The 19,108-nt window shown below is 40.5% G+C and carries 22 protein-coding genes and 1 pseudogene; 10 read left to right on the top strand and 13 right to left on the bottom strand.

The window, feature by feature from the left end; all coding sequences use genetic code 11:
- Nucleotides 1–26: 26 nt before the first annotated feature.
- The 5 genes from Sdiek1_RS02100 to Sdiek1_RS02080 all read right to left on the bottom strand — a co-directional run bounded on the left by Sdiek1_RS02100 (nt 27) and on the right by Sdiek1_RS02080 (nt 4,579).
- Nucleotides 27–752, bottom strand: coding sequence for an ABC transporter ATP-binding protein (locus Sdiek1_RS02100; RefSeq protein WP_087437684.1), 726 nt, complete (start codon nt 750–752; stop codon nt 27–29).
- Nucleotides 745–1,527, bottom strand: coding sequence for an ABC transporter ATP-binding protein (locus Sdiek1_RS02095; protein WP_087437683.1), 783 nt, complete (start codon nt 1,525–1,527; stop codon nt 745–747). The genes Sdiek1_RS02100 and Sdiek1_RS02095 overlap by 8 nt, the downstream gene beginning before the upstream one ends.
- Entirely contained in the window at nt 1,524–2,471 is a 948-nt protein-coding gene (locus Sdiek1_RS02090; protein WP_087437682.1) for a branched-chain amino acid ABC transporter permease, read from the bottom strand. Before Sdiek1_RS02090 ends, Sdiek1_RS02095 begins: the two co-directional genes overlap by 4 nt.
- Nucleotides 2,471–3,373, bottom strand: coding sequence for a branched-chain amino acid ABC transporter permease (locus Sdiek1_RS02085; protein ID WP_087437681.1), 903 nt, complete (start codon nt 3,371–3,373; stop codon nt 2,471–2,473). Before Sdiek1_RS02085 ends, Sdiek1_RS02090 begins: the two co-directional genes overlap by 1 nt.
- Before the next feature lie 84 nt (nt 3,374–3,457).
- A complete protein-coding gene (locus Sdiek1_RS02080) occupies nt 3,458–4,579 on the bottom strand; it encodes a branched-chain amino acid ABC transporter substrate-binding protein (RefSeq protein WP_087439803.1) in 1,122 nt (373 codons plus the stop codon).
- Between the two features lie 336 nt (nt 4,580–4,915).
- Here Sdiek1_RS02080 and Sdiek1_RS02075 point away from each other — a divergent pair, with 336 nt between their 5' ends.
- The 3 genes from Sdiek1_RS02075 to Sdiek1_RS02065 all read left to right on the top strand — a co-directional run bounded on the left by Sdiek1_RS02075 (nt 4,916) and on the right by Sdiek1_RS02065 (nt 6,944).
- On the top strand, nt 4,916–5,668 hold the full coding sequence (locus Sdiek1_RS02075; RefSeq protein ID WP_087437680.1) for an SDR family oxidoreductase: 753 nt from the start codon (nt 4,916–4,918) through the stop codon (nt 5,666–5,668).
- A gap of 162 nt (nt 5,669–5,830) precedes the next feature.
- Nucleotides 5,831–6,067, top strand: a complete 237-nt coding sequence (locus Sdiek1_RS02070; RefSeq protein ID WP_087437679.1) for a VF530 family protein — start codon at nt 5,831–5,833, stop codon at nt 6,065–6,067.
- 4 nt (nt 6,068–6,071) lie between these two features.
- Entirely contained in the window at nt 6,072–6,944 is an 873-nt protein-coding gene (locus Sdiek1_RS02065) for a DMT family transporter (protein ID WP_087437678.1), read from the top strand.
- Here Sdiek1_RS02065 and Sdiek1_RS02060 read toward each other — a convergent pair.
- Together Sdiek1_RS02060 and Sdiek1_RS14910 are read right to left on the bottom strand one after the other, a co-directional pair.
- A complete protein-coding gene (locus Sdiek1_RS02060; protein WP_087437677.1) occupies nt 6,922–7,338 on the bottom strand; it encodes an ester cyclase in 417 nt (138 codons plus the stop codon). The two genes, Sdiek1_RS02065 and Sdiek1_RS02060, sit on opposite strands and share 23 nt — an antisense overlap.
- Nucleotides 7,339–7,656 carry a hypothetical protein gene (locus Sdiek1_RS14910; protein ID WP_192866761.1) on the bottom strand — a complete coding sequence of 106 codons (318 nt, stop codon included), beginning with the start codon at nt 7,654–7,656 and terminating at the stop codon, nt 7,339–7,341.
- Nucleotides 7,657–7,736: 80 nt separating this feature from the next.
- On the opposite strand from Sdiek1_RS14910, the gene Sdiek1_RS02050 reads away from it, so the two are divergent.
- Nucleotides 7,737–8,636: a polysaccharide deacetylase family protein gene (locus tag Sdiek1_RS02050; protein ID WP_161491971.1), complete on the top strand. Its 900-nt coding sequence runs from the start codon at nt 7,737–7,739 to the stop codon at nt 8,634–8,636.
- A 2-nt stretch (nt 8,637–8,638) separates the two neighbouring features.
- On the opposite strand, the gene Sdiek1_RS02045 is transcribed toward Sdiek1_RS02050, so the two are convergent.
- Entirely contained in the window at nt 8,639–9,406 is a 768-nt protein-coding gene (locus Sdiek1_RS02045) for a putative hydro-lyase (RefSeq protein WP_087437675.1), read from the bottom strand.
- Between the two features lie 80 nt (nt 9,407–9,486).
- On the opposite strand from Sdiek1_RS02045, the gene Sdiek1_RS02040 reads away from it, so the two are divergent.
- Both Sdiek1_RS02040 and trxC read left to right on the top strand, forming a co-directional pair.
- On the top strand, nt 9,487–10,323 hold the full coding sequence (locus Sdiek1_RS02040; RefSeq protein ID WP_087437674.1) for a DUF4392 domain-containing protein: 837 nt from the start codon (nt 9,487–9,489) through the stop codon (nt 10,321–10,323).
- 3 nt (nt 10,324–10,326) lie between these two features.
- The gene (gene trxC, locus Sdiek1_RS02035; protein ID WP_087437673.1) at nt 10,327–10,749 is read left to right on the top strand and encodes a thioredoxin TrxC; all 423 of its coding nucleotides are present in this window, start codon (nt 10,327–10,329) and stop codon (nt 10,747–10,749) included.
- A gap of 43 nt (nt 10,750–10,792) precedes the next feature.
- Here the strand turns inward: trxC and Sdiek1_RS02030 are convergent, their stop codons facing one another.
- Nucleotides 10,793–11,161, bottom strand: a complete 369-nt coding sequence (locus Sdiek1_RS02030) for a P63C domain-containing protein (protein WP_238099251.1) — start codon at nt 11,159–11,161, stop codon at nt 10,793–10,795.
- A 187-nt stretch (nt 11,162–11,348) separates the two neighbouring features.
- Nucleotides 11,349–11,684, bottom strand: a complete 336-nt coding sequence (locus tag Sdiek1_RS02025) for a hypothetical protein (RefSeq protein WP_087437671.1) — start codon at nt 11,682–11,684, stop codon at nt 11,349–11,351.
- Nucleotides 11,685–11,829: 145 nt separating this feature from the next.
- Between Sdiek1_RS02025 and Sdiek1_RS02020 the strand changes: the two genes are divergently transcribed.
- Nucleotides 11,830–12,180 (top strand): hypothetical protein, encoded by a 351-nt coding sequence (locus Sdiek1_RS02020; protein WP_087437670.1) that lies wholly within the window; start codon nt 11,830–11,832, stop codon nt 12,178–12,180.
- Nucleotides 12,181–12,197: 17 nt separating this feature from the next.
- Here the strand turns inward: Sdiek1_RS02020 and Sdiek1_RS02015 are convergent, their stop codons facing one another.
- The gene (locus tag Sdiek1_RS02015; RefSeq protein WP_087437669.1) at nt 12,198–13,502 is read right to left on the bottom strand and encodes an EAL domain-containing protein; all 1,305 of its coding nucleotides are present in this window, start codon (nt 13,500–13,502) and stop codon (nt 12,198–12,200) included.
- A 183-nt stretch (nt 13,503–13,685) separates the two neighbouring features.
- Between Sdiek1_RS02015 and Sdiek1_RS02010 the strand changes: the two genes are divergently transcribed.
- Nucleotides 13,686–14,027 carry a hypothetical protein gene (locus Sdiek1_RS02010; RefSeq protein WP_087437668.1) on the top strand — a complete coding sequence of 114 codons (342 nt, stop codon included), beginning with the start codon at nt 13,686–13,688 and terminating at the stop codon, nt 14,025–14,027.
- Here the strand turns inward: Sdiek1_RS02010 and Sdiek1_RS02005 are convergent.
- Both Sdiek1_RS02005 and Sdiek1_RS02000 read right to left on the bottom strand, forming a co-directional pair.
- The gene (locus Sdiek1_RS02005; protein ID WP_087437667.1) at nt 14,024–14,395 is read right to left on the bottom strand and encodes a hypothetical protein; all 372 of its coding nucleotides are present in this window, start codon (nt 14,393–14,395) and stop codon (nt 14,024–14,026) included. The genes Sdiek1_RS02010 and Sdiek1_RS02005 overlap by 4 nt on opposite strands.
- A gap of 45 nt (nt 14,396–14,440) precedes the next feature.
- Nucleotides 14,441–15,157 (bottom strand): dienelactone hydrolase family protein, encoded by a 717-nt coding sequence (locus Sdiek1_RS02000; RefSeq protein WP_087437666.1) that lies wholly within the window; start codon nt 15,155–15,157, stop codon nt 14,441–14,443.
- Between the two features lie 180 nt (nt 15,158–15,337).
- On the opposite strand from Sdiek1_RS02000, the gene Sdiek1_RS01995 reads away from it, so the two are divergent.
- Together Sdiek1_RS01995 and Sdiek1_RS15715 are read left to right on the top strand one after the other, a co-directional pair.
- On the top strand, nt 15,338–17,179 hold the full coding sequence (locus Sdiek1_RS01995; protein WP_161491970.1) for a PhoX family protein: 1,842 nt from the start codon (nt 15,338–15,340) through the stop codon (nt 17,177–17,179).
- Nucleotides 17,160–19,047 (top strand): annotated as a pseudogene (locus Sdiek1_RS15715) (Aq_1262 family (lipo)protein). The gene Sdiek1_RS01995 and the pseudogene Sdiek1_RS15715 overlap by 20 nt, the downstream one beginning before the upstream one ends.
- Nucleotides 19,048–19,108 lie beyond the last annotated feature (61 nt).

The following is a 19,108-nucleotide window of genomic DNA, read 5'->3' as shown; positions in this document are numbered from 1 at the left end:
GGGGCATTAAAGGCCCCTAGCTGCTCTTATAAAGCCTCTTTTTTCTTACCTAAATATGCCTCTTGTATGACTTCAGAAGTTAATAACTCCTCACTACTGCCGCTGTGCGTAATTTTACCAAGTTCCAAAACATACCCTCGATTGGCTAGTTTAAGGGCTGCTTTTGCGTTTTGCTCAACCAAAAGAACCGTAACGCCACTTTTGCTAATCTCTTTGATGGCCTTAAAAATCACTTTGACTAAAACAGGTGCAAGCCCAAGGCTTGGCTCATCCAAAATAAGTAATTTTGGTTTGCTCATGATGGCTCGCCCAATAGCTAACATTTGCTGTTCACCACCACTAAGTGTACCAGCTAGCTGTTGTTTACGCTCATACAAACGAGGTAATATTTCGTAAATCCAATCGAGTGTCAGCGCATCGTATTTTTTCAAGCTGTAAGCACCCATCATCAGATTTTCTTCAACACTAAGTGTTCCAAAAACACGGCGCCCTTCAGGAGCATGACTCATGCCTAGGCTCACAATTTCATGGGCAGGTATTTGCGTAATATCTTTATTATCAAATACAATACTTCCGGAATTAGATTTTAAAAGACCACTAATGGTTTGGAGGGTTGTCGTTTTGCCAGCACCGTTGGCACCTAAGATGGTAACGACTTCGCCTCTATTTACATGTAAATCAATTCCTTTGATCGCTTCAACGGCTCCATAGTTTACATGTAAATTTTTGATATCCAGTAATTTCTCACTCATCGTCATCATCCTCGTCACTTCCAATATACGCCTCAACAACTACTGGATCATCTTGAACGAAAGATGGAATACCCTCGCTTATCTTCGCTCCAAAATTAATCACCGTAATATATTCGCAAAGACTCATCACCATATCCATATCGTGCTCAATCATCATTACCGTAACACCCATCGCTTGAATCTTACGAATGGTTTGTGTCAGCTCCAATGTCTCATTTTCATTGAGACCCGCTGCAGGTTCATCCAAAATGAGAAGCTCTGGCTCAGCGGCAAGTGCACGTGCCATCTCGATACGCCTTTGAATTCCATAAGAGAGATCTCCTGCTGGTGTTGTCGCATACTCTGAAAGATTGAAAAACGACATCAGCTCCCCCACTTTTTCCCAATTGGCTCGCTCGTCCTTATAATAAGCAGGTGTTGGGATAACACCATTGTACCAACGTTGTTGAGACTTAATATGGCGACCTGACATAATATTTTCTGCCACACTCATCTCTGAAAAAAGGCGAATAGTCTGAAAAGTTCGAAGAATACCAAATGCTGCAATTTTATCAGGACTTGCACCTTTAATGTCGCGACCTTTCCAAAGAATTTTTCCGATTTCAGGTCGATAAATCCCTGTAATACAGTTAAACAATGTTGTTTTACCTGCACCATTGGGTCCTATGATGCCGTAGATTTGTCCTTTTTTTACTTTCATAGAGAGATCATTAATGGCAATGAGCCCTTGAAAATACTTGCTGACGTGGCTGATTTCTAAGATATACTCGCTCATTTGACCTCCTTTTTCAGGAAGCTTGGAATGTTGCCAAATTTGACAGGCCAAATACCACGCGGTCTCAAAATCATCGTCAATATCATTGCAATGCCAAAAACCAAATAACGCGCTGTTTCAAACTCTCTAAACATTTCAGGAAGCACAAACATAATAAATGTTCCAATTAAAACACCCGGCAAAGAAGCAGAACCACCCACTAAAACAATCGTAAAGAACATAATGGACTGTGTCACGTTAAATGCCTCTGGACTGACGGCAGAATACTGAATGGAAAACATACTTCCAGCAGCCCCTGCAATACCTGCGCCTAAAATAAAGGCATACAGTTTAAAGTAACGTATGTTAATGCCCATACTTTGCGCTGCAATTTCATCTTTATGAATATAAAACATTGCACGTCCAAATTTACTGCGATCAAGATTGCGAATAATCAAAAGTGTTATGCCTAACAATAGAAACGCCATATAATACATATGGGTTTGCGAAGAGAGTTCATAGCCAAAGAATTTAACCACGTCAATGCCAAACAGCCCATTTGGTCCACCCGTTAAACCAAAGATATCGTTTTCTAGGACTTGAATAAAAATGATATTAAAGCCAATCGTTGCAACTAATAGATAATCCCCTCGTAAATGAATAATAGGCGCAACCAACAAAAAGGCAAAAAACATCGGAATCAACACCGCCGGCAAAAGTGTTGCAAGAATGGGAAGTCCAAAATTCACATTAAGAATAGCAGTCGTGTATGCACCCAATCCAAAAAACATTGCATGTCCCATATGAAAAACACCTGCGCGTCCTAAAATGATGTCCTGAGAAAGTGCCACCACAGAGAAAACTAAAAAGGTTGTTCCAATCGCCAACCACGCTGAATCCACAAAAAAAGGAAAAAATCCCATAAAAACGAGTAAACAAAGGGTTATAAGTGTACTTTTATTCATTATACTTTCTCCGCCACTGTTTCACCAAGGATTCCTGTTGGTCTTAAAACTAAAATCGCAATTAAAAGCACAAAGGTAAAGGTTTCAGCCCATTGCGTTGAAATATAACCTGTGATCATTGCATTAAAAAGTCCCAAAAGAAGCCCTCCAAGCATTGCACCTGGAATATTGCCGATGCCTCCCATAATGGCGGCGACAAAGGCATTAAGCCCGTACATCCACCCCATATCAAAGGTGATTCCACGGTAATAAGAGCCTATAAAAAGCCCTGCAACGGCACCCAGTGCGGAGCCAATAATGAAGATAATCATAATAATACGATTGACATTAATGCCCATCAGTTTTGCAGCATCTTGGTCAATCGCCACCGCTCGAATGGCTGTGCCAATTTTAGTCTGGTGGATGAAAAAATAGAGACCTACCATCAAGACCGATGAAACACCTAAAATCATCACCTGTGTAAACGTAATCACAATACCGCCCACAGACCAAATAGTAGAAGGAAAGAGATTGGAGGGAAATATTTTCATATTGGGTCCCCAAACCATCATCACTGAATTTTGAATCACTAAACCAGCTCCAAGAGCAGATACCACGGCACTTAAACGTGGTGCAGTTCGTAAAGGTCTATACGCTAGGCGCTCAAGAAGTACACCCACAAAAGCAACACTAAGAGCTGTCAATGCGAACACTGTAATAATCACACCCAAAGAGGTTGCACTCTCCCCAAAAATTTGTGTGTAAACGCTGAGTCCTATAAAAGCAGAAAAAGCAACGAGGTCACCATGCGCAAAATTGATAAGCCGCATAACGCCATACACCATTGTATACCCTAAAGCAACCAGTGCATAAAGGCTTCCAATAGTAAGGCCATTGACCATTTGTTGTAAAAAAATATCCATAGAGAACCTTATTCTAATAGAGTGAGATTGCCAAAGAGAGATCCCTCTTTGGCAATGTGCGCTGAAAGTGTACCAGTAAAATGCTTATTGATAAACGATTTTGTAGCTTTTATCGGCTTGAACTTCATACGTCATATAGCCACCACCGGTTCGTTCACCATCTTCTCTAAAGGTCACAGGTCCTGTAATACCAGGAAAATCTTTGAGTTTATGCATCTCTTCAGCGATCACTTTGGTATCTTCAGATTTGGTTTGTTCCATTACATGTAAAATAACACGAAGACCATCTACGTTCATCAATGACCAAATAGATGCTGGCATCGCGTTGAATTTTGTTTTATAATCCGTTAAAAACGTTTTAGCGATATCATATGGCAAAATATCTGGGGTTGGTACGTTGATAAGAAGTGTGCCTTGAGCACTCTCCCCTGCTAGTTTCATATAATCAGGATTGTCATTGGAGTCGCCTCCAACAAAGTCCGCTTTAATGCCTAACTGCATTTGTTGAGCCCTTAGAAGTCCTCCATCGGTGTAGTAGCCACTAAAGTAGATAACATCAGGTTCCATGGCTTTAATTTTTGTCAAAGTTGCTGTGAAGTTTTGAGAACCTGATTTGATTTTGCCTTCATAAATAATGTTAGCGTTTTTAGCTTTGAGTGCTTTGATCGTCGCATCGGCTAAGTCTGTTGAGTAGCTGGAGTAATCTGAGAGAATAACGATTTTTTTGTACTGTTTTCCATCGACAAAATATTTGGCTGTGTAGTCTGCTTCAGCACTGTTGGGGAATGAATTTCTGAAAAATGTCCAGTATTTGTGTGCGATCAACGAGTCACTTGTACCATCACTGGTTTGAAGTACCCCTGCTCTGTTATAAGTTGTTTGTGCTGCTTCAGTTGCACCTGACGTGTACGAACCAATGACGGCTTTCACACCTTCATTCACCAGTTTTTTCGCACAAATCGCTGCTTGTTGCGCTGTACCTTGGTCATCGCAGGTGACAACTTCGATTTTTTTGCCTAAAACGCCGCCTTTGGCATTGTACTGATCCACAATCAGCTTCACTCCGTTATCGATGCTTTGACCTTCATTGGCATATTGCCCTGTAATAGGCGCTTGCACACCAATCTTAATCACATTCGTTGCCGCGACACTCGCACTGACTAGCATTGAGCAGGCTGCCAAAGAAACCGTTAACTTTGAAAACATTTTCTTCACTCTCACTCCTTTGTTTAATTTTTTTATGTGTCACATTGTGCCTTATTAAAATTTAAAATTACTAAAAAAAGCACTTTTTGTACATAAGGTATCTTAATATATTTTGGCAACATTGCTTAAGAAACTATGATGCAATTTTCAACAAAAGGTATGATTATACCTCCATCTTGTATAATAGACTTCTTTCATCATTAAAGTTGAAAGAAGGCAAAGCACTAAAGGTGCGTGGGCTTACTGCCGAAGTTAACGTAGTTTTTAAAGCTTTGCTTTCAAAGCGTGTTCAGAGTTCGGCTAGAACTCTAAATCAAAAAATGCAAAGGATGTGTCATGTCAAAAATTGTCTTGATTACAGGTGCAACTTCAGGTTTTGGAGAAGCAACCGCTGAAAAATTTGCAAATGCTGGCTATAAAGTGATTGCAACAGGTCGCCGAAAAGAGCGTTTAGATGCACTCAAAGCTCGTCTGCCACACTGTGATATTGTAACGCTTTGTTTTGATATTACTAAAAAAGACGAGGTATTTGGCGCGATTGCTTCTCTTCCTGAAGCATATAAATCTATTGATATTTTGGTCAACAATGCTGGTCTTGCTCTTGGGCTTGAACATGCCAATGAAGCAAGCCTAGATGATTGGGAAAAGATGATCGACACGAACATCAAAGGTCTACTTTACATGACGAAAGCTGTTTTGCCTGTGATGGTCGAGCGTAAAACAGGCTATATCTTTAACATTGGTTCAACCGCAGGTAGTTGGCCATATGAGGGTGGCAATGTGTATGGCGCAACCAAAGCTTTTGTCAAACAATTTTCCCTCAACTTAAGAACAGACCTAAAAGGAACACATGTACGTGTCACCAACATTGAACCTGGTTTTTCACTTACCGAATTTTCCGATGTTCGGTTTAAAGGGGACAAAGCCAAAGCAGACTCTGTGTATAAAAATACCACACCCCTTTCAAAAGAAGATATTGCCAATGCAATTTTTTCACTGGCTGAACTTCCAGCACATATCAACGTCAATCGCATTGAGATTATGCCAACCGTTCAAAGCTATGCAGGACTTAGCGTAGAACGTAATTAAACCTTTTTACATGTAGAGAAAATCTTTACATGTAAAAAGGGATAGAGTTTTTTCAAAACTCTTAATACGTCTTTAAAGCAAAGCTCTAAAGACTACGTTAACACTGGGTTTTGCTCGGCACAAAGCCCGCGCACCTTTGGTGCTTTAAATTTTGAGGAATACATGAATAACAACGAACACAATAACAACAATCCCCTTCATGGTGTCACGCTCGAAAAGCTTGTCACTGAATTGCAAGCACATTATGGCTGGGAAAAACTCGATGAAATGCTACGCATGAACTGTTTTCATGTCAATCCTAGCATCAACTCATGCCTCAAATTTTTCCGTAAAACTCCTTGGGCACGAGAGAAAATCGAAAAACTCTACATCAATTTCCGTAAAAATCAAACGAAGTAATCCTATGACCTACACAAAAGCCTTTGGGATTACAACTCTAGGCATGCTTCTTATGAGTTTTGAGTCACCCCTGATTAAGATGACGCATGTGCCTGCTCAAAATTTTACCTTTTACTTTGGGCTGTGTATGTTTTTAACGATGAATATCACCTTGTTGTCGAGGCATAAAAACAACATCGTTTCCATCTATAAGAATCATCTCTCTACCATTTTATGGAGTGGATTTTGTATAGGACTGAGCAATCTTTTATTTATTCTCGCCATCAAACATACTAGCGTTGCCAGTGCCGTGTTTATTTTAAGTACCGGACCATTGGTAAGTGCGATGATTGCGTTTATCTTCTTTAAACAAAAAACACCACGCCGTACCTTTGGAGCAATCTTCTTTGTTTTTATAGGGCTTTCTATTATTTTGTTCAATGACTTAGAACTTGGAAATATGGAAGGAAATCTTTACGCTTTTGGCTGTGTATTTGCCTTTGTATCGATGTTGTCCGTTTTAGAGCGAGATAAAGAGGCTAACCGCCTTGCCTGTTTTGGGACAGGAGCACTCATTGCTTCACTTTTAGCCGCTGTTACAGCACCGATTATTGTTCCCGATAGTTATTCACTTTGGATTATTGTCTTTATGGGAGCGTTGCTTACACCACTTTCACGTGCATTTATTGGGATAGGGACAAAGTTTTTGCCCTCTGTTGAAGTGGCACTTTTGACGATTATTGAACCCGTCCTTGCACCTTTTTGGGTGTGGATACTCATGGATGAAAAACCGCATATCAATACATTGATGGGAGGAGCCATCATCGTGACGACATTAATCGTTCATTCAATGATGGCACATAAAGAGGCAAAAATTAACGATGTTCAATGGCATTAAGCTGCCCATACAATGCGTTTAAGTCTCCTAAAACCCATGCATCGACAATTTTTTCATTTTCAAATTTAAAAAAACACGCTCCAGAGTAACGGATACGATTTCCTGTAGGTTCAAATCCAAAGAGTTTTCCAGAGTGTGTTGCCGTATAAACAAGTCTTACGGCAGCTTTATCGCCTTCAATGACAATATCTTCAATCACATGGTAAAGATTGGGAAACGCACTAAAAAGCATCTTTGCATAATCACAAAAACCATTGATGCTATCAACTCTCATACCCAAAGAACCTCTAAAATTGAGGGAAGGGTCTAAAAAACGGTTCGCTTGGTCGAGCTTTTTCTCATTCCACAGGACATCGTAATATTCTTCAATGATCTGTTTTATCTGTTTTGACATCTACTTTTTTTCCTTTTCTAATCCCTGCTTTGCTGGTGCTTTATGGGAAGGAGCACTACTGGTTGCTCCACGCTCAAACCAACTCTCGCTTGCATCGTATTCAAGCTCAAAAACTTTATCTAAACCTTTAGCTTCAAGCTCTTTATCGATATTTTGAGGGGTTAAACCCTTCTTCTTGCAAATCTCGAGAATCGCCTCAATATCTTCTTCAGGGATTCCACTGTACCGCATCTCTAAAACTGCTTCGTTGACCGTCATTCTCTCATTCTCATTATTTCGCTTAGGCCTTACAGCCCTCAAATCCGTTTGAAAACTCAAACACCGCCTAGACAATAATTAGCAAAATTATAATCATATTTTTTCAAAAAAGAGCTAAAATTCTAGTAAAAGGAATGTATATGATGCGACTCATTTTATTTTTAATGCTGTGTTGGCTTCCATTGTCTGCCGTTGAGTATATTAAACACTATGAAATATTTGTCAAACAATACCAAGAGAATGACACTCTCTTCCTTATCTCACGCCGTTTTGAACTGAGTGGCGTAACCTTTTATCTGACGACAAACACACAAACCCTGCAAACCAAAGTCCTCTCACTCGATGCTTCAAGATTGATGCCTTTAGATGAAAATTTTTCAAAAACACCCTTTGCACAACAACTCACTAACGCAACTGCGTTAGCGACAAAAGGGGGCGCAACCCATGCAACCACTGAAAAAGATAAAGCCATCTATCTGACAATGGATCTTTGCCCTTCCACTAAAAAGGGGTATGAAAGTGATTTTATAGAACAGCTAACCAAACAAAATGGCACAACACCGATTGCTATTGCCATAAGCTCCGCATGGAAAGATCACCATGAAAAAGAGTTTACTGCCCTTGTGAACAACCCCCTTTTACAGATAACATGGGTAAACCATACACACACACATTTTTATGACCCACATCTTCCTGAGCGTGAAAATTTTATGTTACATGTAAACACCGATGTCAAAGCAGAAATCCTTGGAGTTGAGAAAAAACTCTTAGAAGAAGGTATCACACCCTCGGTCTTTTTTCGCTTTCCAGGCCTTGTGGCTGATGAAAAATTGATGCGAGCGCTTCGTGAGACCTATTTTTTAATTCCTTTGTCGGCCAATGCGTGGATTGCAAAAAATGAGCCCATTAAAGCAGGAAGTTTCATTCTCATTCATGGCAACAAGAATGAACCTCAAGGGATAACGATGTTAGAGAAAAAACTTCCTGAAGTGGTTAAAACCTACCAGTTTCACACGCTTCAAGAAGCATTTGTGCAGTAATTCTATTCGTAATATTCGCTGTCTTTTTTATCCGTTACAAACATATGTCCGGGGGCATGCGTGATCGCAAACGGAAGTTTCATGGCGGTTATGACATTTTGAGGCGTGACACCACATGGCCAAAAGAGTGGAATTTCATCGGCTTTAATTTCAATCGCATCACCATAATCAGGCTTTGAAACATCGTTAATGCCGATCATTTCAGGATACCCAACTTGTATCGGTGAGCCGTGCATACGAGGAAAATGGCTGGTGACAACACAGGCATCTGCCACTTTTTCTTTTTTGATAGGGCGCATACTGACCACCATTTCACCGGCAAAACCTTCAACGGGTTTAAGGGCAATGTTCGTGCGGTACATGGCGACATTTTTTTGCTGATCGACATGACGTAGAGGCATACCATTTTCAATAAGCGCCGTCTCAAACGAAAAGCTACACCCAATCAAGAAAAAGACCAAATCAGGATTGTAATACGGTGTTATATCCGTCACGGTTTCAACCACAACGCCATCTTTTAAAATGTTGTATTTGGGAATTTCATTTAAAATGTCAGCTCCCGGAGCCAAAACCTTGGAGAGATGTCCTTCATGAATAATTTCCAATACAGGAATTGCTTTAGAATTTTCTTTTGCAAACGCTTCAAAACGTTTGGCGTACTCTCTTGGAAGGGCTACCATATTCATTTGGATATACCCAGGACATTCACCTGCTGTTGGTCGTGTAAATTCACCTTTAGCAATTTTAGATCGTAACTCTTTTGGATACATTTTAATCCCTTTTTTTGGTTAAATTGTATCAAATTTTAGATACAATTTTTCCAGTAAATTTTTTACATGTAAAGGCTTTCATGCGCAATTTTCATACAATTGAAGAGATCGTTCTTCAACACTCCACCCGCAATATGGACAAAATTCAAGCCCACTTTCCCAATGAACACACAAAAAATGCCGTTAATGCTTTTTTAAAACTAGACAAAGGTGTTGTTTTCATTTATACAGGTTTTTACGTCGCTGGTTACGCTGAAACCGATGGTCCTCTAGGTGCTTACTTTCTTGCAAAAGCTTTCGAAAAACTTGGCTACACGCCCGTTATCATCACCGATAGTTTTTGTGAGGATTATTTTTTCGATATCAAAACTCTCTACATCCCGATTGAGGGACTGGAGACTCAAGAGTATGAGATACTTTTAGACACCTACAAACCCGTAGCACATCTTTCCATCGAGCGTTGCGGTCAAAACCACGAAGGACTTTACCTCAACTCTCGCGGTGTTGATATCAAAGAGTTTACCGCGCCTGTGGATGAGCTTTTCAAACTCGGCAGTAAAACGGCTCCTAGCTTTGGTATAGGAGATGGTGGTAACGAAGTCGGCATGGGAAGCTTCGCTGCTGTGCTGAAAAATAAAGAACTTTTTTATGACTACTGTGTCATCCCATGTGACTACCCGATGATCGCTTCGGTCTCAAACTGGGGTGGGTATGGCTTCATTGCAGAACTTGAAAGAGTTTTACATGTAAACGTTTTACCGAGTTTTGAAGAGGTGGAGCAGTACCTTGCCTTTATCGTATCCAAAGGCTCAGTGGATGGCATCAAACGAGAGTCTGTCATGTCCGTTGATGGTAAAGAGTGGGCAATAGAGCCCGAGATTCTCCAAGCACTTAAAGATTACGCAACGAAAGGATAACCCATGAAAGTTATTTGTCCCTCTTGCCTTGCAACCAACAATGTCCCTAAACAAGAAGTTTACAAAAAAGTCAACTGTGGTAAGTGCAAAGCTTCCTTGCTCGACCCACACCCTATCGCACTCACCAGCGACAACCTTGAAGCAGTCATTGAAAGTACCGATGTTCCTGTCATTGTAGACTTTTGGGCACCATGGTGTGCGCCTTGCAAAATGTTCGCTCCCACTTTCCAACAAGCCGCACGAGCATACCCGCTTCGCGTTTTGTTCGCCAAAGTCGACACCGAAGCCGAGCAATTTTTAGCTTCACGTTTTAAAATTCGTTCTATCCCGACACTCATTGTCTTTAAAGATGGTAAAGAAGTCGAGCGTGTTTCAGGAGCATTGAGCGATGAAAATTTGGATCGTTTTGTGGAGAGGTTTTTGTAGGATAATAAATTTTTATTATCCTACTTTTGATATTTTTTTAATTTTATAAATCTTCAAATAATTTAGGTTGTATAGTTAGACCTTGTTGTCTTCTAATATTTTCCTTAAATTTATCTAAATTAGGAGAAAATTCTAGCATTGACATAACTTTACCGAGTTGCAAAGTTAGTTGACTTGCACCAAAATCTGTCAACCATTGATGAAATCTTGCTTTGCGAGTTTTATCATCGTTGATATTAAGTTCATCAAGTTTTGATTTAAGATATCCTCTTTCAATTGGTTCATAAATATATTTATTAATAAACTTCCCATAATATTTTGGTCTATTTCTTGATGATGTAGCTGGATTTACATAAATTTTATCTAACAAGAGAAAAAACTCATCTGGAAAACGTTTAACCCACTTTTGAATACCATCATTGATATATTGTTCTAATAATAAACGTAACGCATCATATTTTCTTGAATGTTGAAATCCTGTCGCTTCATCAACTAAAGCAACAATACCTACTTCAGAGAATGCAGACTGTAAAATTTCAGCTCTAATTGCAAATTTTTTCTTGTGAAGATGTTAAGACGTTTTTTATCTCTTCTAGCTTCTAAATATAACGAACAAATCTTAGGTAATATCCTCGCATCATACCCTTTAACTTTTTTTTGTACCATCTAAGTATTCTACTTGTTGAAGTATTTTGAGCAAATCCTGATTCATATAAGGTTCTAAATTTTTTTGCTGCCAAAAAAGGAGGTACGAGAAAACTATCAATTTCAAGTCTTTTATTTTGTCCTTTTCTCGGTCTCTCAAAAGCTCCAAAAACAGCACTTGCACTAATAATCCTAGTATTTTTTTCATCATCTAAAACAGCACAAAGTAGTTCTGTATCTCCAATCTTTAAAGGAGCACTAACAATAGCTTTTGGGTATTGATTTTCCATACTCTGATTTCCTTAGCAATTCAAATTTATTAAATCATATCATATTAATAAAATAATCTAAAATAATCTTTCATTCTGAAATATTTTCAGCCTCTCACTCACTACTTTGCTACTATACCCTCATAAATCAAAACTGAGGTGCATAATGATTCTTGGCAAGTGTCCGTATTGCGGTGGTGCGGTGATCTCGCAAAAGCTGACGATTCAAGGTCAAAAGGTCAATCTTTATACGTGTGAGCATGCGAAAAAAGAGCGGGATATTAACGATGATTATGTGTTTAGTGCAGATGCTTCGTGTCGGTTTCGGGTTTACTCGAACACGTTTTTGCGCTGGAACAAGCGAAGTTTGAGTGAATATGAGATGAAGCAGCTTTTAAAAGAGGGGCAGATTGCGGTGCGGTTGCATGGGCGAAAAGGAACGAGCGAGTATTTTAAATACGTCATTCCCGATCCTGAATACGGTGTGAGTATTTTATGGGATACTGAGGTCGCGTAAACTTTACATGTAAAGATTTATTTGAGAATATGAGGGGAAGGCATATCGATAAAATAGCCCTGAGAATAGTCGATGCCCAACTGTTTGACGGTAGAGAGAACCGTGCTAGAATGAACAAACTCCGCAACGGTTTTAATGCCCAGTTTTTTGGAAAAGTCCACGATTGTCTCTACAATTATTTGAGCGTTTTTATCTTGGTCGATGTCTTTAATGAGACTGCCATCTATTTTAATAAAATCGGGACTGAGTTTTGTGATGTAAGAAAAGTTGGAAAAGCCGCTTCCAAAATCGTCAATCGCCACTTTGGCACCATAGCGTTTAATCTCATTGAAAAAATGGATCACTTTGTTAAAGTCGTTCACCTTCTCAGACTCTAAAAGCTCAAATGTGACTCTATGTCCCATGTTCGAATCACGTAATTTGCAGATAATAAAATCGTAAATATCTTGGTTAATGATGTCTTCGAACGAAAGGTTAATGCTAAAATCATATGCATGGGATTCAAAAACCTGAAAGCTTTTGTCGATGATAGCCATCGTAATTTTGTCATACACTTTAATCATCTTTGCAACAGGAATAAAGTTGTGCGGTGAATGAATTGCACCGTCTTCATCCACCAGACGTGAAAGTGCTTCAAACTTAATAATTTCATTGGTCTTGTTGTCAATAATAGGTTGAAAATAAGGCACAATTCCTGAAAAATCTACAATAGCTTTACGCACTTTAGTCGCATATTTGAGATTGCTCTCATACTCTTGTGAAAAATTCATTGTGTCTTCGTATATCCAAAATTTTAGCTGCTCTTTTTTGGCATATTTAAGTGCCATATTGACTTTAGAAAAAATGTCATCGCTTGTAAAACTTGCACTGGAAGAGAGTGTGCAGTCTACATAAATTTCGGTTTGTGCATAAGCATATTTCAGATGGGTAAGTTGTTTAGAAAGATGGGTCAGGTAGTTTTTAAGCAGATAAAAGCTCATCCTTTTACCCACTAATATGGCAAACTCATCACCAGCGATGCGGTATACAGGCACTTCATTCAGTTCTGTTTTCAAGCTCTTTGCGAAGGACTCTAAAATAAAATCGCCCACAACAAAGCCATAAAAATCATTCAGTAATTTAAAGTTGTCAATGTTTGCAATAATAAGCGTAAAGTCACTCCCTTCTTCAAGGTCATGTCGTAGCTGATAGAGGTTGGGAAGGCGTGTTAGTGAGTCTGTGTAAAACTGCTCAACAAGATTTTTTTGCACTCGGAGGAGTTCTTGTGTAAGAAATTTGATCTTATCTTGTTGTTCTTGGTCGTTGTTCACACTATTTCCCATACAAAGCCCTTTTTTAAAAACTCGTGTTAGTGCTATAGAGTTATTGTACCCAAAAGATGACAAAAAGATGACAAAATGATGAAATTGCTTTGTATTTTTCCTATCTAAAAAGTTGTTACTCATGTCAGATTGAGGCTGCTTTTGATACAATGAATTGAAAGATTTACAACGAAGGAACAGACGATGATACGAATATTTTTGAGCCTTATTATGGCTCTTAGTACCTATGGTGCGCAAAAATCTCAAGATATCGAAATTCCACGGACGGCCTATAAAGACATCTACAAATACTATCTACTGGAAATAGGCAAACAAGCAACGGTGAATTATGTTGTCTTAAGACGTCAAAGCTTTGACACGATTTTATATATTAAAGCAGAAATCAATTGCCCTTCACGATACTTCAGACAAATTGGTTATAACGCAAAGTCTGCTCGGAATATCCCAGCCAATAATCTCACAGAATGGTATCAACCTGCGATTGGTACCATTGAGTCAGATATTGTTACCTATGTGTGCCGTTAACTCATCAGCTGTTCAAGTAAAGGCTTCATTTGCGCATAGTCTTCTCGTTTGCTAAATGCTTGCATAAGTTGAAGTTTAAGACCACTTGCTTGTGTATCAAAAAAATCAGATGAACTTACGGAACCCATAAGATCAAGTCCATTTACACCAAGGGTATTCATGGCTTCCCATACTGCGGGAGAGCTAAGTGCTTTATTATTATCTTCTTTGACAAGTTTGGTTAACCACGAACTATCTTCATTGTTAGCGCCTGTAGAATCGTAGTGCAACAAAAAATCCTCAAAGCTTCCTTTATCACCTTTAACTGAATTGTAAAGCCCATAACTAATACCTGCATACGGGTCAATTTGAAATAGTCTGCTGTCCATGGCTAACTCCTTTTACATGTAAAGATACAAGCAAAAAATATACCTCTATTTTGAAAGCATCTCTCCTAAAAACTCAACCAATCTTCGCCATGATTTTTTATCAGCATCTTCTCTGTATCTATCCGTTCCAAACACAGTAAAGGCATGCGGCGCACCACTGTACGTGATCATCTCATGTTTGAGTTTTGTTTTTTCAAGCTCTTTCGCCAGTCCTGTAAATTCATCGAGGCTGACACTCTCATCGGCTGAGCCGTGTAGAACCAAAATAAACCCTTTTGTTTTCGTATAATCTTCACCTGTTGGTGTTGCTAATCCACCATGAAAAACAGCAAAACCTTTCAGAGGTGTTCCCATACGTGCCATTTCTAAAAGTGCTGCACCCCCAAAACAGTAACCAATGCCTATGGCATTTGAAACGTTTGCACCTTCTTTTTTAGCCGCTTGATACCCTGCATCAAGGAGTTTACGCATTTTTGCTCGATCGTTATACAGTGCATTGGTTAAAGCTTTTTTTTCTTCAAGGGTAACAGGTTTAACACCCTGTCCAAAAAGGTCTATGGCAAAAGCACCATACCCAAGAGCATTAAGCATCTTTGCGCGTGTCATTTCGTACTCATTGAGTCCATCCCAATCGTGTATAATAAAGACCAACGGCGCTTCATCCGAAGGTGTAGTATAGTATCCCTCATACGTTTTTCCATCAACAACATACGTGACGAAACCCTCTTTGGCAAACGAGAGGGTCGCACACATAAAAAGCATAAAAAAGTGCTACAAATGTTTTCATTTTTCCTCCTTATAAATTTATTGCATTCTATTCTAAATCAGCTTACTTCAACTCCTACATAGCTGTATAAATTAGCGCTTATTTTTAAGATTGTAACATCTTTGTAACTCTTCTTGATTACGATTATGCTATCAAAAATTTATCTGGAGGCTTTCGTGAAATCGCTTACAACACTCTGTGTATCACTCTCTTTCGTTGCTTCAAGCTTATGTGCAGCAGGCTCGGTTGAATTTATAGGTATGGACGCACCCAAAACCCCTGAACAGATGGCAAAAGCTTACTCAGAAGCCAAAGTCATTATTCACACCACCAGCGGTGGAACGATTGAGCGTAATCTCTCGTACCAAACACTTTTTGGGGTCAAAGACAAAGTTGGAACCAATAAAAATCCTGCAGGACAGCTCTACACCGCTTCAATGAAACCTTTGCTTGATCCTTTTGGCAAACCGCTCATTGCCGAAACACCTGATAGCAACTCTCTTTTAAAGGTAGATGGCTCTCTCTATCTTGTCACCCACTATGAGTACGACTGGATTTTAAGCGATGGCTCTTCGGCTGAGAAAACCGATGTTTGGCATGAGCGCGCACCCATGAGTATGACACTGACATCCATCAAGCAAGATGCCAAAAATGGCAAGCTCAAAGCTGTTGATCAATACCCCATCGATTTCTCCAAAGTAGGCGGCATCTGGATTCCCTGTGCGGGGTCACAAACTCCTTGGAATACGCACCTAGGAACCGAAGAAGATTATGATCTTTTCTTCACCGCTGCCAGTGGCAAAGAGTACACAAAAGCGCAAAAAGGCTTAAAAGCGATGAGCGAGCTCTATTTTGAAGGCAAAAAAGAGGCGAATCCTTATGATTACGGTCACATCACCGAAGTTGCCGTCGATAAAAGTGGCAAGACAAATGTTACCAAACACTTTGCGATGGGTCGCGGCACATGGGAGATGGCAAAGATTATGAGCGATGGCAAAACTGCCTTTTTTGGCGATGATGGCACGAATGTCGGTCTGTTTATGTACATAGGCGATGCCAAAGGTGATTTAGACAATGGAACGATATACGCGGCAAAATGGCATCAAACCAATGAAGATGGCGCTAAAGATGGCGGTCAAGCAACGCTTTCATGGATTAAACTTGGGCATGCCTCCACTAAAGAAGTGATGGAGTGGAAAGACAAATACACCTTTAACGATATTTTTGAAGCGTATGCTCCTGCCAGTTTTGATGCGAGTAAACACGAAGAATTTAAAGCCATCAAAGCAGGTCATTCGGACATCGAATACCTCAAACTCAAACCGGGCATGGAAAAAGTGGCTGCCTTCTTAGAGACCCGACGTTACGCCGCGTACCTTGGTGCGACAACCGAGTTTAACAAAATGGAAGGCGTTGCCTTTAACCCTGAAGATAAAAAAATCTACATCGCTATGTCGTACATCGAAAAAGGGATGGCAAAAGACAGTACCTTTGCAAAAGATGACATTCGCGTCGCTAAAAATCGTTGCGGTGGTACATATGAAATCGCACTTGCAAGCAATGTTAAAGATGAGAATAATGAACCCATCCTCAGCGATTTTGTTCCCGTCTCCATGCACGTACCAAGCATGCTTTTAGGCGAAGAGATGGCAACTGACAAAGATGGTAACACCTGTGTGGTTGATAAAATTGCCAACACCGATAACCTCTTTTACTCCTCACGCGCGCGTACCCTTTTCATCGGCGAAGACAGTGGCGCGCACGTGAACAACTACCTTTGGGCGTATAACATCGACACGAAAAAACTCTCTCGCATTCTTTCCATCCCTGCAGGTGCAGAATCTACAGGGCTTCAAGTCGTCGAAAACCTCAATGGCTACGCGTACATCATGAGCAATGCGCAACACCTTGGTGATTTCACCAAAACCACCAGTAAAGAGCTTCAACAAAAACTAACGCCATTGATTGACAAATTTCAAGCGCCTATTGGATACATCTATGGCATCCCAGGGCTTTAATCGCCCCATCATCCTGCTCTGCCTTAGCTCCATTGTGGGCTTTGGCGGAACGTTGATGGGTGAATATATCAGCCGTACGACGCTTCATAATCCGTATGCCAATATTCCCGCACAATGTTACATCGAAACCAGTGGTGGGACTCAAAATGCCTGCATGTTTTGCCACACCAATGCCCCTGCGCGTGCACATTTAGGCAACAATAATCCCCAAGCGGGACTTTCAACGGTCACAGGCAATCTTCAAACGACGTATAGCTTTGCCCCCGTAACGCAACAAACGATTGCTGCGACGATCAACCCGTGGGAAAACACCCTCTTTCCTGAACGACTTGAAGTGGCGTATCAAAAAAGCGCCAACCGTTTTGATGAAAGAACAATGGTTGAGTATCTTAAACAAAACAATTGGAGCATTGCTTATTCCAAGCGTGGTGGGGAAATGGGCTGGGAAAACGGACAAGACACCTCGACATGGAGGCTTTTCCCCGATCTTTCTCCCTCCGATCTTCCTGCAAAAGCGGATGGCTTTGTGCGTACCAAAAGTAAAGAACGCGCTCTTTTTGGAGACATCACAGGCTGGCGTGCAATCAATTTTATGCCGTATGGCATTTTCACACCGATGAGCGGAAGCGTCTCTGGCATTTACATTCGTCTTCCCAAAGCCTTTATGCAAGATGCAAAAGGAGCGTGGAGTGAAGCCATTTATGCTCAAAATCTTGCGCTTTTAGAGCGTGCGATCACCGATAGACTTGAAGCGAATGATCCTAAAACCTACTATGGCAAGGCAAGCGATGTGGAAGTGCATCGTGGGCTTTATCCGCTTTACACCGAATTTGCGCATCCGTTGCATTATGTCGATTTGCGTGCCAAAGGAACACGCGCAACTCGCGTGAAAGAGATACGCTATATGGTCAAGACTAAGATGTTTTATCCTGGTGAAATGGTCGAAAAAGATGAAGATGCACCGATCTTTCTCAATGAAAAACAAGGCTGGATCAACAACGGCGCAGGCTGGATTTTAGCAGGGTTTATCGAAGATGCCAAAGGAAACTTGCGACCGCAAAAAGCCGAAGAGTTGATGCAATGCATTGGCTGTCACAGCGATAATTATGGCTTTGAACCCTCTGCTTTTACCTCAGGCAGGCAATACCATTGACTCTACATGGGCATTTCCCCGTAAATTTTCCGATAAACTGGGTTGGGCTGAAATGGATTATCTTGCCTACCATATGAAGGAAGGCAAAGCAGTTTCAGGCAGAGGCGATCCGCTCAATCGCAAAACACATCAAGGCGAATTTGGCTACTTCTTAAAACATGTAGTAGGAGCCAATCTGTACGGCGTGATGCCTTCTAGCATGGAAGCCTTTTTGGTGCAGACCATCACCCAAAAGCACGGTTACAGCGATGATTGGCGTGCTTTGGATGTGAGTCATCTTGAAACCTTAGTGGCCCAACAACGTTTACATGTAACGCTGATGGGTGAATTTGTGGACCATAAAGCGTACCTCACGCCAGAGGGATTTATTCAACCAAGCTTGCTCTATCCTAGCGAAAAAGAGGCGCTAAGTGGTGCAATTGGGTACCGAAAAGTGGTGGTGACTGAGCGTTTTACTTTGGGAAAAGATATCTTTGCGCAAACCCCGTTTACCTTTCGTTACGCACGAGTTGGCAAAGAAGCCTACACACACCTTAATGGTACGCCTTATAAAATAGGTGAAATCATTACCGATCGTCCTATTGAAAAAGAAGCCATTTTAACCCAAGGAGCAGGTATTACAGAAACCTTGATCGATGAAAAGGATGTGCTGTATGATGGCGAATATCTGCCACTGTTAAACTATCCTTTGGTTTATGAGAAGGTGAATAATTAACATATAATATCTTTACATGTAAAGAGGGGAAGAGTACATATTTTCCCCTCTTTTTTTTACA

This window comes from Sulfurospirillum diekertiae, from assembly GCF_002162315.1.
In the GTDB taxonomy this organism is placed as follows: domain Bacteria; phylum Campylobacterota; class Campylobacteria; order Campylobacterales; family Sulfurospirillaceae; genus Sulfurospirillum.
This window is presented reverse-complemented; position numbering and strand designations above follow the sequence as displayed.

Coding starts and splice junctions, on each gene's coding strand:
- Sdiek1_RS02100 (WP_087437684.1), bottom strand. CDS start 752: ATGAGTGAGAAATTACTGGATATCAAAAATTTACATGTAAACTATGGA.
- Sdiek1_RS02095 (WP_087437683.1), bottom strand. CDS start 1,527: ATGAGCGAGTATATCTTAGAAATCAGCCACGTCAGCAAGTATTTTCAA.
- Sdiek1_RS02090 (WP_087437682.1), bottom strand. CDS start 2,471: ATGAATAAAAGTACACTTATAACCCTTTGTTTACTCGTTTTTATGGGA.
- Sdiek1_RS02085 (WP_087437681.1), bottom strand. CDS start 3,373: ATGGATATTTTTTTACAACAAATGGTCAATGGCCTTACTATTGGAAGC.
- Sdiek1_RS02080 (WP_087439803.1), bottom strand. CDS start 4,579: ATGTTTTCAAAGTTAACGGTTTCTTTGGCAGCCTGCTCAATGCTAGTC.
- Sdiek1_RS02075 (WP_087437680.1), top strand. CDS start 4,916: ATGTCAAAAATTGTCTTGATTACAGGTGCAACTTCAGGTTTTGGAGAA.
- Sdiek1_RS02070 (WP_087437679.1), top strand. CDS start 5,831: ATGAATAACAACGAACACAATAACAACAATCCCCTTCATGGTGTCACG.
- Sdiek1_RS02065 (WP_087437678.1), top strand. CDS start 6,072: ATGACCTACACAAAAGCCTTTGGGATTACAACTCTAGGCATGCTTCTT.
- Sdiek1_RS02060 (WP_087437677.1), bottom strand. CDS start 7,338: ATGTCAAAACAGATAAAACAGATCATTGAAGAATATTACGATGTCCTG.
- Sdiek1_RS02050 (WP_161491971.1), top strand. CDS start 7,737: ATGATGCGACTCATTTTATTTTTAATGCTGTGTTGGCTTCCATTGTCT.
- Sdiek1_RS02045 (WP_087437675.1), bottom strand. CDS start 9,406: ATGTATCCAAAAGAGTTACGATCTAAAATTGCTAAAGGTGAATTTACA.
- Sdiek1_RS02040 (WP_087437674.1), top strand. CDS start 9,487: ATGCGCAATTTTCATACAATTGAAGAGATCGTTCTTCAACACTCCACC.
- trxC (WP_087437673.1), top strand. CDS start 10,327: ATGAAAGTTATTTGTCCCTCTTGCCTTGCAACCAACAATGTCCCTAAA.
- Sdiek1_RS02025 (WP_087437671.1), bottom strand. CDS start 11,684: ATGGAAAATCAATACCCAAAAGCTATTGTTAGTGCTCCTTTAAAGATT.
- Sdiek1_RS02020 (WP_087437670.1), top strand. CDS start 11,830: ATGATTCTTGGCAAGTGTCCGTATTGCGGTGGTGCGGTGATCTCGCAA.
- Sdiek1_RS02015 (WP_087437669.1), bottom strand. CDS start 13,502: ATGGGAAATAGTGTGAACAACGACCAAGAACAACAAGATAAGATCAAA.
- Sdiek1_RS02010 (WP_087437668.1), top strand. CDS start 13,686: ATGATACGAATATTTTTGAGCCTTATTATGGCTCTTAGTACCTATGGT.
- Sdiek1_RS02005 (WP_087437667.1), bottom strand. CDS start 14,395: ATGGACAGCAGACTATTTCAAATTGACCCGTATGCAGGTATTAGTTAT.
- Sdiek1_RS02000 (WP_087437666.1), bottom strand. CDS start 15,157: ATGCTTTTTATGTGTGCGACCCTCTCGTTTGCCAAAGAGGGTTTCGTC.